The following is a 15112-nucleotide window of genomic DNA, read 5'->3' as shown; positions in this document are numbered from 1 at the left end:
CTCTCCCGTATAAAGAAGTTAAACGTACAACATATCCGTTACAGCCACTCTCAAAGCCTGTACCGTAAACTTATATAGTTATAAGCTGACATACGGCTTCATTTTCGCTAACATTTTAGCTCCGATTCCCTTTACATGATCCAGATCGTTCACACGCTTAAACAGCCCGTGCTGATTACGGTAGTTCAAAATAGCCTCAGCCTTTTTAGCCCCAACCCCCGGCAGCTCCATTAACTCGGCAGCATTCGCCGTGTTAATGTTTATCTTTTTTTCACCAGAGACGGATGGAATAACTGAATCACTACTCCCCGTATTAGTCCTACTTGTTGTTGCAACATTCGAACTGGCAACAGCTGTGTCTGGTTTCGAATCCACAACATCTGACTGCTTCACGGTACTCGAGTCTCCTGCCATGGAGCTTTCGCTCCCAGCAGTAGATACACCAGTAGGATTCTGCTTAGCATCAAGCTTCACATTGTCAACAGCTCCGACATTTGTATTGCGTTCAGCTTGGTCTGAAATCTCTTTTACAGCCTGTATTCCTCGGTCACGCTCACTGTTGCGCTGCGATTCTATTGGCTCCGACTTTATCGCTAAGGACTGCTCCGCCTTATGGTTTAGCAAACTCCATTCTTCTTGCGGCTCTGAGCGCTGTCCTCCGGCAAATAAAATAAGTCCACTCCCGATTACAGCAAGCGTTATTGCCGTTCCTGTCCATACGCGTTTCATTTTCCGTATCGTCCCCTACTCCACATGAATTTCGGGAATTAGAGTCGATGAACACACCGTCTCCATCAAACAGAGTAAATCTGTTCAATTCCCGTCAAATCGGAGGTTGTAGATATTGTAAATACCTCCACACGGTCTCGCTGGGAGCATTTATAGAAAAAGTGGTACGACCCCCGGCAAGATCTAACATGCTCAGACATAAAATTCGTCATGTCGGCCAAGACCAAGTGCATACACTTAGAAGAATGACAGCACAGCGTCTATACCGCAAAGTATGAAAGGAGGACGTTGAACAATGAAAGTTGGATTTATCGGGACTGGCAGCATGGGAAGTCTGCTAATTGAATCCTTTATTCATTCGGACGCACTCAAACCCCAGCAAATCTTAGCAAGCAACCGAACGTATTCCAAGGTAGCCGAGCTAGCCCGTCGTTATCCAGGTTTGCATGCAGCCCAAAGCAACCGTGAGACGGCAGCGGAAAGCGACATCCTGTTTATCTGCGTAAAGCCGCTGGAATCAAAAACCGTAACGGATGAAATACGCAACGTCATTACAGAAGAGCACATTGTCGTTTCTATCACAAGTCCAGTGCAGATCCGTATATTGGAGCATGCACTGAAAGCCAAAGTGTCCAAAATTATTCCGAGTGTCACTCACCAGATCGGAAGCGGAGCCTCACTATGCATCCATGGAAGCCGGATTACAGAGGAGGATCGCTCCCTTCTGGAAGAGCTTATGTCTCACATCAGTAGGCCGATTCGAGTTAAAGAGTCTCATACACGAATCACATCGGATTTTTCAAGTTGTGGTCCTGCATTCTTGGCCTTTTTTATGGACCAGTGGATCCAAGCCGCAGTTCAAGCTACGGGCATAGACCGCACGGAACTATGTGCTCTGGCCGGTGAAATGATCATTGGCACTGGAAAGTTGCTTACGGAAGGCGGGATGACACCAGCCGAGTTACAAGCAAGAGTAGCGGTACCCGGAGGGATAACCGCCGAAGCCCTTGCATTATTGGACATCAGTCTGCATAGTGTCTTCCCTGAGCTAATAAGGGCCACGCACAATAAGTACGAAGAGGACATGCAAAAGATAGATGTCTCTTTTGGCCTAAAGCCGATTAACCGGCAACAATATTAACCAGCTTGGCTGGAACAGCGATTACCTTGCGGACTGTTTTACCAGCCAGCGACTCCTGAACGCTGTCCAGCGACAGAGCAAAGTTTTCCATTGCTTTGGCATCAAGATCTTTGGCAATCGTTGCACGTTGTACAATTTTTCCATTCACCTGGATGACAATTTCCACTTCCGCATCCACCGTCCATGCTTCATCATAGGCAGGCCAAGCCGCGTAGGTAATGCTCTCGTCGTGCCCCAGCAGCTGCCACAGTTCCTCGGCCAGATGCGGCGCAAGTGGCGACAGCATTTGCACGAAGTTTTCCATCGCTGCACGCGGCAGAAGATCTACTTTGTATGCATCATTGGTGAAGATCATCAGCTGGCTGATCGCTGTATTAAAGCGCAATGCGTCCAGGTCCTCGGTTACTTTTTTCAGCGTTTTATGCCAGGTCCGCTTGAACTCGTCGCTACCGCCGTCATTTTTAATTTTTTCGTTCAGGCTACCATCCTCGGAAACAAACAGGCGCCATACGCGGGACAGAAAACGATGCGCTCCCTCTACCCCATTCTCATTCCATGGCTTGGTCGCTTCCAGCGGCCCCATAAACATCTCATAAATACGCAGCGTATCGGCGCCAAACGTATTAACAATATCATCTGGATTGATGACATTACCGCGTGATTTACTCATTTTTTCATTGTTATTGCCCAAAATCATACCCTGGTTGACCAGCTTATAAAAAGGCTCTTTCGTTTCCACTACGCCGATATCATACAGTACCTTGTGCCAGAAACGGGCATACAGCAAGTGAAGAACCGCATGTTCTGCTCCGCCAATATACAGATCAACAGGCATCCATTCGCGCTGTTTCTCTTTGGACACGAGCTCTTTATCATTTTTCGGATCAATAAAGCGCAGGTAGTACCAGCAGCTTCCTGCCCATTGCGGCATCGTATTTGTCTCGCGACGTGCTTTCATACCTGTCTCAGGATCAATGGTTTCTACCCAGTCTGTCGCATTCGCCAGCGGGGATTCACCTGTTCCTGAAGGCTTGATATTGTCCATCTCCGGCAGTACGAGCGGCAGTTGATCCTCAGGAACCGTTTTGATCGTTCCATCTTCTAGATGAATTACTGGAATCGGCTCGCCCCAATAGCGTTGGCGGCTGAACAGCCAGTCACGCAGACGGTAGGTTACTTTCCCCTGTCCTTTACCCTCAGCTTCGAGCCATTCGATCATTTTTGGAATAGCTTGCTCATTAGTAAGTCCATTCAGCAGGCCTGAATTGACATGCGGACCATCCTCGGTGTATGGCTCTTTGTCCACGTCTCCACCTTGAACGACCTCAGTGATTTTCAATCCGAACTTCTTGGCAAATTCCCAGTCACGTGTATCATGACCTGGTACTGCCATAATTGCACCTGTTCCGTAGCCTGCCAGTACATAGTCTGCAATCCAAATCGGCAACTTTTCGCCATTCACCGGATTCACTGCATAAGCTCCTGTGAATACGCCTGTTTTATCTTTGGCCAGATCTGTACGTTCCAGGTCGCTTTTACGAGCAGCTTGTTCACGATACTGTTGTACAGCGTCCTTTTGCTCAGGTGTAGTGATCATATCCACCAATTCCTGCTCTGGGGCCAGCACACAGTAGCTTGCGCCGAACAGCGTATCTGGACGGGTTGTAAATACTGTGAGTTGTTCGTCATAGCCTTCAATTGGGAAATGAACCTCTGCCCCGGTAGACTTACCAATCCAGTTCCGTTGCATATCCTTAATGCTTTCGGACCAGTCCAGTTCCTCCAGATCGTCAAGCAGACGATCTGCGTATTCCGTAATTTTCAGCATCCATTGACGCATCGGTTTGCGGATAACTGGATGACCGCCACGCTCACTCTTACCATCAATTACTTCTTCATTCGCCAGCACTGTGCCCAGTGCTGGACACCAGTTCACAGGCACTTCAGCTACATAAGCGAGACCGCGCTTGTACAGCTGGATGAAAATCCACTGTGTCCACTTGTAATAATCAGGATCAGTTGTGCTAATCTCACGATCCCAGTCATATGAAAAACCAAGTGATTTGATTTGACGGCGGAAGTTGTTTACGTTCTTCACCGTAATTTCGCGTGGGTGCTCACCTGTATCCAGCGCATGCTGCTCGGCAGGCAGACCGAAGGCGTCCCAACCCATCGGATGCAGTACGTTGTAGCCGCGCATTCTTTTATAACGTGAAACAATATCTGTAGCTGTGTATCCTTCCGGGTGCCCTACATGCAGACCAGCTCCAGATGGGTACGGAAACATATCCAAAGCATAAAACTTCGGTTTGCCCGGCTCTTCCCCAGTGCGGAACGTCTTGTTCTCATCCCAATATTTTTGCCATTTTGGTTCAATACTTTGCGGTTGATAGCCGTGCTTCGGCTGTGTGTCTGTCATTGTCTTTTCCTCCTCAAACGGTATGCAACAAAAAAACCTCTGCATCCCGTAGCGTGTCAGCGCTAGGGACGAGAGGTTATATTCCCGTGGTACCACCCTAGTTAGCAGAAAGCGTTCTTCGCGTTCTACTCCCTTTACACCTGATAACGGAGGTGATCCGATGCGTGTTAATAACAGGGTACGACACCTATATAGTGCTTTCCTGCGTTGGACGCATATCTCCGAGGCGAGTTCGCTTTGCACTGTCAACCGGCTTGCACCACCCGCCGGCTCTCTACATGTCCAGACAAAACTACTATTCCTCATCAGCGATTGTTTAACCGTTAATAATGGCACTATTATATTGAAAAGCGCGAAAAAAGTCAAATAAGGACTACACTTGATACTAAACGCCATCTTTATACCTAGTTGTGTCCATGACACATGAATACGAATGTTTTATAATAACTCCAAGTTGCAATGGTTCAAGTTGAGATGAGATAAGAAAGGTGAGTGGAGACATGGCACAGATTAAAATTTTTGGGATAAAAGAAAAACTAAATCCGATCAAAAAGCAACTTTCAGAGGTGATTCACTCTGCCGTAGTGGATGCGTTCAGCTATCCTCCAGACAAGAGGTTTCATCGTTTTTTTCCTATGAATCATGAAGACTTTATCTATACAGATGATCGCTCCGACGCATACACCATTATTGAAATCAGTATCTTCGAAGGCCGAACGACAACAGCCAAGAAGCAGCTCATTCAGCTGTTATTCCAAAGAATTGCGAATCATTTTGCCATTGCTCCACAGGATCTTGAAATTACTATATTTGAAACACCGAAACAGAATTGGGGCATTCGGGGTGTGCCGGGTGATGAACTTCAGCTAAACTATAAAGTGAATATATGAGTGCAAAAAGACGCCCTTCATGACTTCATGAAAAGCGTCTTTCTTTTTCTATATTAGCTTAATGAATTCTCATTAACTTAATGAATCCTCGCTATTTTACAGCGACATAAAACAGTCTCGCCGCGTCATCTTCTGCTTCTACCCATTCAAAATCCGCATATACCTTTACATCACGAAAACCTGCTTTGGACAATTCTGCCTTCATCCATTCTGGATCATAAGCACGCTGTACATGAATTTCCTCAAAACGCTGGTACAGATCGCGTCCTTCATGTTCTGCTTTCGCGAAGATACTGAGATGATGCTCAATTTCACAACGGGGAGTATCCAATGCGCATGTCCAGATATACGAGATGGAGCGTTCATCCAGTACAAATGGTTGTTCTTCATCATAACGCAAAAATGTCTGGGGATGGTGTACATCAAACAGAAAGGTTCCACCAGGCTTCAGACCAGCATATGTTCTGCGAAAAGTAGAAATGATATCTTCTTCCTCAAGTAAATAATTCAGGCAATCGCAAAAAGAAATGACAGAGTCCACGGGCTCCGGTAAAACCCATTCCCGCATATCCTGTTGTATCCAGCGAACGCTTCCCTCACGAAACAATCGTTGCCCCCGAGGAGTGTCTTCCATTTTGCGACGAGCTACTGCCAGCATGTCAGAAGATAAATCGATGCCAGCTACCTCGAAGCCCGAGTTAACCAGTGGAATCGTTATTGAGCCCGTTCCGCAGCCCAGCTCGGCGACTGTATGTGGCATCCCGTGTTGGTCCCAAGCCTGCCGCGCAAAACGCAACCAGTCCGGGTACGGCATGTCCTGCATTAGCTCATCATACACATAGGCAAACTTGCGGTAAGAAGCCATTTTTTATTCCCCATTCCCATCCTTCGGTTTAGGCATTTTCTCCACCAGGTAGGTCCAATTTTCTTTTTGTGTAACCAGTCCTTCCTTCATCAGCTTGCCCATTGCACGCTTGAAGGCAGATTTACTGATACCGAACCGTTGCTTGATAATATCTGGCGGCGTTGCGTCAGAATACGGCATACCCCCACCTGGACGTTCCTTCAGAAAGGCAATCAACCGATCCGCATCCTCATCGCGGCCTACTTCCTTGCGTGGCGACATCGCCAGATTGACCCGGCCGTCTTCGCGAACAAGCGTGACCCGTACCTTAACCTCCTCGCCCAAGCGAAGCATGCGGTTACGTTCCGAGGAATGAATCATCCCTATTGCGCCAAAACCAAGCACACCACCGTCCACCAGGACGAAGGTGCCCATTTGAAGCGGCTTGTATACCGTAGCTTGGACCCACGTATTTAGCCACGAACTAGGAGCATGGAAGCACAATGGAGCCAGTTCCTGCTCCCCTGCCAGCTTAGCTCGCAGTCTGCCTTGTTTGTCATGCTCCATAATGGCATACACGTAGTCACCTACACGAGGATGCAGATCCCGGTTTTCTGGCAACTCACGAATCGGCAGCAAAAGTTGACGCCCCAATCCCATCTCCAGGAAGCATCCCAAACGAGGATGGACATCGGCCACCTCAAGCTTGGCCATTTCTCCCAGAGACAAGAACGGTTTTTTCATAGTTGCAGCCAAACGGTCCTCTGTATCGTGGAAGATAAAAACCTCCAGCCGTTCACCTACTTCGATTTCACGAGTCAACTCCGTATAATGCAGCAGCACATCCTGCTCACCGACGGTAAGAAAGTAGCCGAAAGGAGATACCTCACGATCCACCATAATGGTGACATAAGTACCAGCGATCAAACTCATACCTTCTCCACAACCTTAGCATCCGACCAAAGCCGTTCAATGTTATAATATTCGCGTTCGTCGCGGTGGAAGACATGCACTACAACATCTCCCAAATCCATCAGAACCCAGCGGGCGGAATCCATTCCTTCGATTCCTTTGACGACGACACCTTCATCATGGGCGCGTTTGCGAATTTCAGTTACAATCGCTTGTACTTGTGTATCCGAATTACCATGGCAGATTACAAAATAATCCGCAACTAGCGATACTCCACGCAAATCCAGTGCGACAATATTCATTGCCTTTTTATCATTAGCGGCCTCAACCGCTGTTTGCATTAATTTCTCATTCGTTAGGGTCATTCATGAACCTCCGTTTTTTTCTGTTTTAGCTGCCGAATCAAGTCATTGCGCGACAAGACCGTCAGCGGAAAAATAACCTTTTGCTTTTCCAGCAACAATGAAATTGTAGAATCAAAACCAGCTATAAGGCCCTGCTCCAAACTTTTCTTTGCCTGTTTGCGGATATGTTCAACCCCGGGAAAGTCCCGCCCCGGTTCAATGTAATCAGCCAGACACACGACTTTATCCAGCAGGCTCATACCTACGCGCCCTGACGTATGCCAGCGGATCGCATTCCTTATTTCCGGATCATCCACTCCGTAATCTCTTGCTGCAACGCAGTACCCTACCTCTGAATGCCAGAGCTGCTTGTCATGCTCCAATAACTCCTGATCACATTCGGGATAGTTACGAATCACTTCCTCCATCTGTTGAACAGGCCAATATTTCGCTACATCATGCAAAATAGCCGCCAGTTCTGCCTTAGCCGGGTCTGCCCCATAACGCTTCGCAAGCTCCACAGAGGTATGCATCACACCCAGCGTGTGTTTCCAGCGTTTTTCAGGCATCTGACCCGATACGGCCTCCATTAGCTGCTCACGGCTGTACTTCATACAAACCGCCCCTTGTAATATAGTCATGAACACGGTCAGGCACAAGATAACGAATGGTGCGCCCTTCTGCAGCACGCTCACGAATATCCGTCGAAGAAATGTCCACCACTGGCATATCCGCCAGCAGTACCTTGTCCTGCAAATAATGAGGCAACTCATCCAGCGCAAGCTGGAAGCCCGGTCGCCGCACCCCAATAAAACAAATCCGCTGCGCCAATTCCTCAATCCCCTGCCAATGAGGCAAGTAGTTCACCATATCCGCACCAATAATAAAATAAAAATCTACAGCAGGATGCAGCTCCTGAAGCTTCTTGATCGTGTCAATGGTATAGGATACCCCCCCGCGAAGCACTTCAATATCCAGCACTTCAAAAGCAGGATGACCCGCTACCGCTTCACTCGTCATCTCCAGACGCTCCTTGCCGCTTGCCCCCGCTTGATGCTTGTGCGGAGGAATATGAGAAGGCATAAACCATACTTGATCCAGCCCATAGGCATCTCTTGCCGATTCTCCAGCCAGCAGATGTCCAATATGAATCGGGTCAAATGTACCACCCATAATACCGATTTTCATAGTTTTCTCCCCGCGTATTATCCTCTAGGCAACTCGATTTGCTTATGATCACGAGATTCCTTGTACAAAATAATGGTGCTTCCAATAAGCTGTACAAGCTCGGAACCCGTCTCTGCTGCCAGTTCTTCCGCAATTTCATGCTTGTCGTCTAAACAGTTATTCAAAATTTGTACTTTCATCAGCTCACGCTTTTCAATCGCATCGTTGATGTGACGCATAAGATGCTCATTCGTACCATTTTTACCTACTTGAAAAACTGGGTCCAAATGATGCGCCATCGAGCGCAGATATCTTTTTTGTTTACCTGTTAACATGTATATTTAACCCCTTCGTCGCCACATATACAATGCGGCATTTCCATAATTTTAATGTATAATCCGACTTACGACAGGCTTCTCAGCACAGCCGCTCTCATTTGGTCTACTGCAGGAGCAACCCCCGTAAAATATTCAAAAGCCACTGCCCCTTGGTACACAAACATGCCCAAACCTCCATGCACAGTGCAGCCGCGCTGTTCACGGCTTTCGCGTAAAAGCCTCGTTTCCAGCGGGTTGTAGATCAAATCACTCACAATAATTCCCTCTGGAATCAAACTCGTTTCCAGTGGAAGCTCATCCGATAAAGGAGACATTCCCACCGAGGTTGTATTAATCAACACATCCACCGCTGTGAGCACACTCTTGGCATCCTCATTGGAATAGCCCGTTACTGGAATTGCCTCTGTCGTCCACTCCAATGCCAGTTGTTCAGCTTTGTCACGTGTCCGGTTCAGAATGATAACCGATTCCGGCTGTTCCTCCAACAGAGCATGGATTACGCCACGGGCAGCTCCACCGGCTCCAAGAACGGCAATTCTTGCGCCTTTTAACTTAACAGAAGTCTCTTCCTTAAGGGAACGCACGTAGCCAATTCCGTCTGTGTTATAGCCCTTGAGCCGTCCATTGTCATTCACTATCGTATTGACAGCACCGACGAGCCGAGCTCCTTCGTCAATCTCATCCAGATATTTCATAATCTCAACTTTATGGGGAATCGTCACATTGACTCCGCGGAAACGCAAAGCACGAATTCCCTTGACGGCATCTTCCAGCTGATCCGGTGTGACATGAAGAGGCACAAAATCTCCTTCAATCCCCGCTGCCTGTAAAGCTATTTTATGCATCAGAGGCGATTTGGAGTGCTTGATCGGATCACCCAATACGCCCAATAGTACAAGATCTCGTTCGATCGCTCCAGACTCCCCGCTGTTCATCGTTGCTCTCCCCCATATTGCAAAATATTAGGCCGCTCAAATACATGAATGGCGGCAGGAACCAGGTTGTGTTCCTTGCCGCCCTATAACTTGGTTACAGCATTGTTAAATCAACGCAGGCCGCAAAAGCACACGGACTCCCCGAGGAGCATGAACCGCTACCAGTGCTCCGTTCTCGCTATTCACTCTAATCCATCCCAAACCGGATATATAGATGTCCGATGGAGATTTGCGTGGAACGCGGAACTCATGTCTGGTCCATTCCGGCATCTCTGCCAATTGATCGCGTGTTGGCGGAGACAATAACTCCCCAGCGTGATCAGCGAACAACTGATCAGCTCGCTCCAGCTTCGTGCGATGTATTTTAAGACCACCGTTAATGTAGCAGGTAAAAGATTGGTGCTGACCGTCTACAAAATCAAATCGGGCCATACCGCCGAAAAACAATGTTTGTCCGGCATCAAGCTGATATGCAGCAGGCTTCAGCGGCTTGTCTGGCATAATAGCACTCAAGTCCTGACGAGAGACGATTTCACTGAACCGCCAAGGGTACACAATACCCGGAGTATCAATAATGTGCTTGCCATCGTCGAGCGGAATATTCACCATATCGAGTGTAGTTCCCGGGTAACGGGACGTTGTGAGTTCCTGCTCCATATCGCTGTAATCACGAATCAAGCGGTTAATCAGCGTAGATTTGCCTACATTTGTGGCACCAACCACATATACATCGCGGTTACCACGCAGTTCGGATACCACATCCAGCAGACGGTCAAAGCCCTGATTTTTTTTAGCTGAGCACAATACGATTTCTTCCGTGCGTAGCCCTTGCTCCTTCGCCTGCTTTTGTACCCAGTTACGTACCTTGTTCCAATTTGTCACCTTGGGCAACAAATCGGTCTTATTGACTGCCAGTACAACCGGATTGGAACCTACAAAACGCTGTAAGCCGGAAATCAAGCTGCCTTCAAAGTCAAAAATATCTACAATGTGGATAACAAGCGCATCCTTGTCCCCAATCTGACTAAGCAGCTTCAAGAATTCATCCTGATCTACCGTTACGGACGACGTTTCATTATAGTTTTTGATCCGGAAGCAACGCTGACAAATAATCGGTTCGCGAGTTAATAATTTTTCCGGAATATATCCCGGAAGGTCCGGGCTAGTGGTCTGCATGACGATACCGCAACCACTACATTTGACGGCAGTTCCGCCGTCAGGTCTTTCAGTCATTCTTCTTTTCCTCCTCAAGCCATAAGCCTTTCTTACGTAACCTTGTGAGCGCGATTCGCTCCAATCGTCGATTAAATCGGGTCATGACTCCTTCATCATGAATGGAAATCGGCAGTACCAGAACGGTATGCAATCCCATTCGGTTGCCTCCCAATACGTCCGTCAACATTTGGTCCCCGACCATAATAGTCTCTTCCGGAGTAAGTCCCATCATACGGATAGCTCTCCGAAAGGACGAGTTGGATGGCTTCCGGGCGGCATGTATAAATTCAATGTCCAGAGGCGTAGCAAACACGGATACACGGTCCATATTGTTATTAGACACGATGACAAGCTTAAAACCCGCCTGTTTGACCTTTTCAAACCAGGCCACCAGCTCGGGAGTCGCATTCGGCGCTTTTGCGCCGACCAGCGTGTTATCCAAATCCGTAATTATGCCGCGATATCCTTGAGCATACAAGCCTTCAAGATCAATATCAAAGACAGTATTCACCCGTAATTTGGGCATCAACATTTCAAACAACGTCGGTCACCTCAGTTTCATACGACAAACTATACCATATTACTATGGCTTAGTAAAAAGCTATCCGCAACAAACGGACAGCTTTTTACTAAACTTATAGATTAAAATAAACATTGGCGTCACTCGAAACTAGTAAAAATAGATCATCCTTCATCCTTCTGATCAGACTTTGCTCTTCGTTCAGCCCGTCGTTTTGTCCATGATTGCTTCTGCAACAGGGAGGCTTGCTGGCGAACACGGCGCCAATCCTCCGTGGTTACCGACGAAGGACTATAACGCGCTTGTTCAAAGCATCCTAGCAACTGATGTAAAATCGCAGCACGTTCTGGTGCTTCTTGTGACCATCTGTTGACTGATTCCCTCAATGTCTCATGGCTGGCACGGACAAAGCCCTTTCTTCGCATGTACCGTATCCAGTGTTCAGTTTCAACGACCACCTTTTCATCTGGAGTCAGTGGCTTACCCGTCCGCAAGCGCAGCAGGTAAAAGTGAATGTCTGCCCGATTACGCCAGAGGATATAAGCAGCCCACAGCAAAAGAACGGCAACAGCAGAGCCTATAATTATAGGATGAATCTTTAAGCTTTCCCCTGAGTTCATCTGCGGGGTCTGCTCAGGCTGCTCTGGTTCTGGTTGATCTTTGACCTCTGGGGTTTCCGGAGTCTTTGAATCCTCCTGCTCTGTAAGCAGTGGCATATCAAAACCAGGCGTAGCTTCTACAGGAACCCAGCCGTATTCGCCTAAATATACTTCAGCCCAGGAATGAGCGTCCGCGTTTGTCACAGAGTATGAGGACATGCTTTCGTCACCATCGCCCGTAGTTGTATCATCTGAAAACGTCTGCTGGCCAGGTGCATACCCTTTGACCCAACGGGCTGGAATCCCAACAGAGCGAGCCATCATAACTAATGAAGTGGAATAATAATCGCAGTAGCCTTCCCGAATCTCGAACAGAAAGGCATCCACAAAATCCTTGCTTCTTTTCCGTGAGAGATCCGGATTGTTCGTATATGCATAATTTTGCTGTAAATACTGCTGTAGTAATCCGACTTTTTCATACGGCGTTTTGGCCGGTGACGTTACGTTTCGAGCCAAATCACGAACCCGCTGCGGCAACTCCTTGGGAATTTGCAGGTAGGCTTCTTGTTTGTTTTTACCATACAACTCATTAAAACTTTTTGTGCGCAGCTCTTTCTCAGGAATGACCGGAACATGCGATACTAAGGTATACGTTTTAGGATAAGCAGTTCTTCGAGAGGAAGGGTTCCAAAGAAGTTCTGCCTGTTCCGGGTTCCAATGTAACCCATTGGCCCGTGAATCCCTATCCACCGATTGAACACGATGCACTGAGTAGGCGCCAAACAGAACCGGGTAGCTCTGATCATTTTGCATTGTGACGGTCTGCACGACCTGCTCAGTAGAATGCCGCGTTTCTTGTGTATTTTTAAGCTCTGCGGTCATCGACACCTCATTGGGTGTTGGATCATCGTTGCCTCCGTCACTCCAGCCTGTACCGGAATAGGTTCGTTTCGTTTCCCCTCGCCAATAGCTTCGCTGATTAGTTGTGATGGTCATGACGGGTGAATAATCAAAATTAAAGCCTCCACCCAACCGATTATCCTGCCGACTATAACCCGATGCGGTGTTCATCCGCTGATTCAACACCCCAGATCCATTAGTGGTTCCGGCAGTGGTTGAGCTAATCCGCTGGGTCCACGCTGTATAGGGGTCCGTCAAAGCCGGTTGTACCTCGGGCATATTCACACCCGCCATAATAATAAGCGCAAAAATGACAGCGATATTGGCCGCAATTTTATACGGATAACGCCGAATATGCTTCCATCCTTGAGGATAATTCTGACGAAAATACTGCAAATGCTGTGTCACTAGCCATCCCATGCCAGCAAAGACGATCCAGGCAACCTCCTCCCACAGCACAGTTGGTGTGAAGGAATCGAGCACCGCCAGAGCTGCAATATTGATGCCCACAAAAACTAGAATTCGTTGCTTCGTGGTAACGATGAGCGGCACCATTTCAATAACTAGCCAAGCAATGAGGGAAAACCAAACATAAGGAGACATATTAGATATAAATTGATCCAGACGATTGGCTACCCCGCCGAAAGGGATAATGATGGAGTAAGATACTAATGTCCGATACAAAATAAAAAACAGCGTTATCGCCTTAACGACAAATTCAATCCATGGACGAAATGGCAGTAAAATCTTCACAAGCGCCAGCATTGTAATCGTCGTTAACACAAGTGCCCTTGTCTCTTCTAGCCATAATTCAGAAGCAAAAGACACCCATTGCATAGCGATAATAATAATCCATAAGAATGTGAAGGCGGGGGCCCAGGAGCTCTTTAACGATTGTATCCAGCTTTTCATTGTGTCCCTCCCCCCATTACAGCCGGGAGCTCTTCGAGGCTTTCTACATCGTAGCCTTTCATTCCCCTTGCACGAAGCATGCTCATCCATTTTTCAACTTCTCCCTCGGCCGAGCCTTCCCCGATATAGACGTGACACGGGGTCATTCCCCGGATATCGGCCCAGCGAAGAAGTTCCAGCGCCTGCTGATCCTTCAGCGGACTAATCAGTATAAAATAACAGCCTTGCGGGAACTGGCGCACACAGCTCTCTATAGCGCCCATCAAGCTGCCTTGCACGGTTGTGTGAATGTCTACCAAGTGATGCATCATCCGTTGTCGTTCCAGCGTCTGCTCACTTGGCGGAAAAACAGTTCCCTTCTCTCCAGTCGTACAGAGTCCGACTCCCATCCGCTCCCGCCCACCATATTCCAGCAATGAAGCGGTAGAAGATACAGCCAGTTCAAACTGATCAGCGTTTATATAATGCTTTGTTTGTACATCCAGTACAAGCATCGTTTTGGGAACCGTCTCATGCTCAAATTCCTTGGATTTCCAGCTACCTGTACGAGCCGTCGCATTCCAATGGATACGTGAAAACCGATCTCCATATACATAATCCCGAACACCGTTAATTTGTGTCGTTTCACGACGTGTTCGAGTTTGGACGGTCTGAGGTCCAGACATCCTTGATCGGCGATCATTGATCTGCCAATATGGAATAAATACCGTTCGGGGGAGCACCCGAAATTCACCGCGTGCATTCAACCTGCCCTTGTGCTCCAACAGGCCAAAGATGTCCTCACTTACACATTCGGTTTCTTCAAAATAGTAACTTCCTCGTTCCAAAGGAGGGGTTTGAAATGTAAGCTGGCCGCCCCCTTTCATACTGGGAATGACACTGTCTTCAAACGACCAGGATTCCCCTGTATGCCGCTTAAGTACCTCACGAACAATGACATATGGTAGCGGAAGAAAGCCCGGAATGCTCAGACTAAGCTTTACATGCACCTGATCCCCCGCCTGCAGCAGTTCCCCAAACTCCGAGCCTTGCGAAAGCTGCCGATAGCCCTGAACGCGGCGAACTCCACTCAGACCAACCAGCCATAAATAAACGATTAACAACGTAACCATAGAAAACAGCATGACCGATGTCTTTCCGCCCTGAAACAACAAATAAAGCAGGCACACCACCCATATAAGCAGCATAAGCCAGACGCGGCCTGATAGCCGTGGAAGCCTGCGCTTCCTTTTGACCATGTTCATTCC

15 protein-coding genes and 1 other annotated feature are annotated in these 15112 nt (G+C 47.9%); of the genes, 2 read left to right on the top strand and 13 right to left on the bottom strand.

Annotated elements, in window-relative coordinates:
- Window positions 1-78 precede the first annotated feature (78 nt).
- Window positions 79-729, bottom strand: coding sequence for a ComEA family DNA-binding protein (locus ABEW32_RS03935; protein WP_430184894.1), 651 nt, complete (start codon window positions 727-729; stop codon window positions 79-81).
- Window positions 730-1024: 295 nt separating this feature from the next.
- Here ABEW32_RS03935 and comER point away from each other — a divergent pair, with 295 nt between their 5' ends.
- Window positions 1025-1870: a late competence protein ComER gene (gene comER / locus ABEW32_RS03930; protein ID WP_430184892.1), complete on the top strand. Its 846-nt coding sequence runs from the start codon at window positions 1025-1027 to the stop codon at window positions 1868-1870.
- Here comER and leuS read toward each other — a convergent pair.
- Entirely contained in the window at window positions 1851-4289 is a 2439-nt protein-coding gene (gene leuS / locus ABEW32_RS03925) for a leucine--tRNA ligase (RefSeq protein ID WP_430184890.1), read from the bottom strand. The two genes, comER and leuS, sit on opposite strands and share 20 nt — an antisense overlap.
- A gap of 61 nt (window positions 4290-4350) precedes the next feature.
- Window positions 4351-4607: a binding site (T-box leader), on the bottom strand.
- A gap of 182 nt (window positions 4608-4789) precedes the next feature.
- Here leuS and ABEW32_RS03920 point away from each other — a divergent pair.
- The gene (locus ABEW32_RS03920; protein ID WP_430184888.1) at window positions 4790-5179 is read left to right on the top strand and encodes a tautomerase family protein; all 390 of its coding nucleotides are present in this window, start codon (window positions 4790-4792) and stop codon (window positions 5177-5179) included.
- Window positions 5180-5270: 91 nt separating this feature from the next.
- Here the strand turns inward: ABEW32_RS03920 and ABEW32_RS03915 are convergent, their stop codons facing one another.
- From ABEW32_RS03915 to ABEW32_RS03865, 11 genes are all read right to left on the bottom strand, one after another.
- Window positions 5271-6044 carry a class I SAM-dependent DNA methyltransferase gene (locus ABEW32_RS03915; RefSeq protein ID WP_430184886.1) on the bottom strand — a complete coding sequence of 258 codons (774 nt, stop codon included), beginning with the start codon at window positions 6042-6044 and terminating at the stop codon, window positions 5271-5273.
- 3 nt (window positions 6045-6047) lie between these two features.
- Window positions 6048-6956 carry a CvfB family protein gene (locus ABEW32_RS03910; protein WP_016821635.1) on the bottom strand — a complete coding sequence of 303 codons (909 nt, stop codon included), beginning with the start codon at window positions 6954-6956 and terminating at the stop codon, window positions 6048-6050.
- Complete coding sequence (rsfS, locus tag ABEW32_RS03905; protein ID WP_430184884.1) at window positions 6953-7300, bottom strand: ribosome silencing factor; 348 nt, start codon at window positions 7298-7300, stop codon at window positions 6953-6955. The genes ABEW32_RS03910 and rsfS overlap by 4 nt, the downstream gene beginning before the upstream one ends.
- A complete protein-coding gene (gene yqeK / locus ABEW32_RS03900; RefSeq protein WP_430184882.1) occupies window positions 7297-7893 on the bottom strand; it encodes a bis(5'-nucleosyl)-tetraphosphatase (symmetrical) YqeK in 597 nt (198 codons plus the stop codon). Before yqeK ends, rsfS begins: the two co-directional genes overlap by 4 nt.
- Window positions 7877-8467 carry a nicotinate-nucleotide adenylyltransferase gene (nadD, locus tag ABEW32_RS03895; RefSeq protein WP_430184880.1) on the bottom strand — a complete coding sequence of 197 codons (591 nt, stop codon included), beginning with the start codon at window positions 8465-8467 and terminating at the stop codon, window positions 7877-7879. The genes yqeK and nadD overlap by 17 nt, the downstream gene beginning before the upstream one ends.
- Window positions 8468-8484: 17 nt before the next feature.
- The gene (gene yhbY, locus ABEW32_RS03890) at window positions 8485-8781 is read right to left on the bottom strand and encodes a ribosome assembly RNA-binding protein YhbY (RefSeq protein WP_013372202.1); all 297 of its coding nucleotides are present in this window, start codon (window positions 8779-8781) and stop codon (window positions 8485-8487) included.
- 68 nt (window positions 8782-8849) lie between these two features.
- Window positions 8850-9719, bottom strand: coding sequence for a shikimate dehydrogenase (aroE, locus tag ABEW32_RS03885; RefSeq protein ID WP_430184878.1), 870 nt, complete (start codon window positions 9717-9719; stop codon window positions 8850-8852).
- 105 nt (window positions 9720-9824) lie between these two features.
- Window positions 9825-10952 (bottom strand): ribosome biogenesis GTPase YqeH, encoded by a 1128-nt coding sequence (yqeH, locus tag ABEW32_RS03880; protein ID WP_430184876.1) that lies wholly within the window; start codon window positions 10950-10952, stop codon window positions 9825-9827.
- Window positions 10945-11475 (bottom strand): YqeG family HAD IIIA-type phosphatase, encoded by a 531-nt coding sequence (locus ABEW32_RS03875; RefSeq protein WP_013372205.1) that lies wholly within the window; start codon window positions 11473-11475, stop codon window positions 10945-10947. Before ABEW32_RS03875 ends, yqeH begins: the two co-directional genes overlap by 8 nt.
- 143 nt (window positions 11476-11618) lie before the next feature.
- The gene (locus ABEW32_RS03870; protein ID WP_430184874.1) at window positions 11619-13865 is read right to left on the bottom strand and encodes a transglutaminase TgpA family protein; all 2247 of its coding nucleotides are present in this window, start codon (window positions 13863-13865) and stop codon (window positions 11619-11621) included.
- Window positions 13862-15109, bottom strand: coding sequence for a DUF58 domain-containing protein (locus ABEW32_RS03865; RefSeq protein ID WP_430184872.1), 1248 nt, complete (start codon window positions 15107-15109; stop codon window positions 13862-13864). Before ABEW32_RS03865 ends, ABEW32_RS03870 begins: the two co-directional genes overlap by 4 nt.
- Window positions 15110-15112: the final 3 nt, after the last annotated feature.

Source organism: Paenibacillus jamilae, from assembly GCF_050482105.1.
GTDB classification, from domain to species: Bacteria; Bacillota; Bacilli; order Paenibacillales; family Paenibacillaceae; genus Paenibacillus; species Paenibacillus jamilae_B.
Note: the sequence above shows the minus strand (reverse complement) of the source record. Positions and strands in the feature narration are given on the sequence as shown.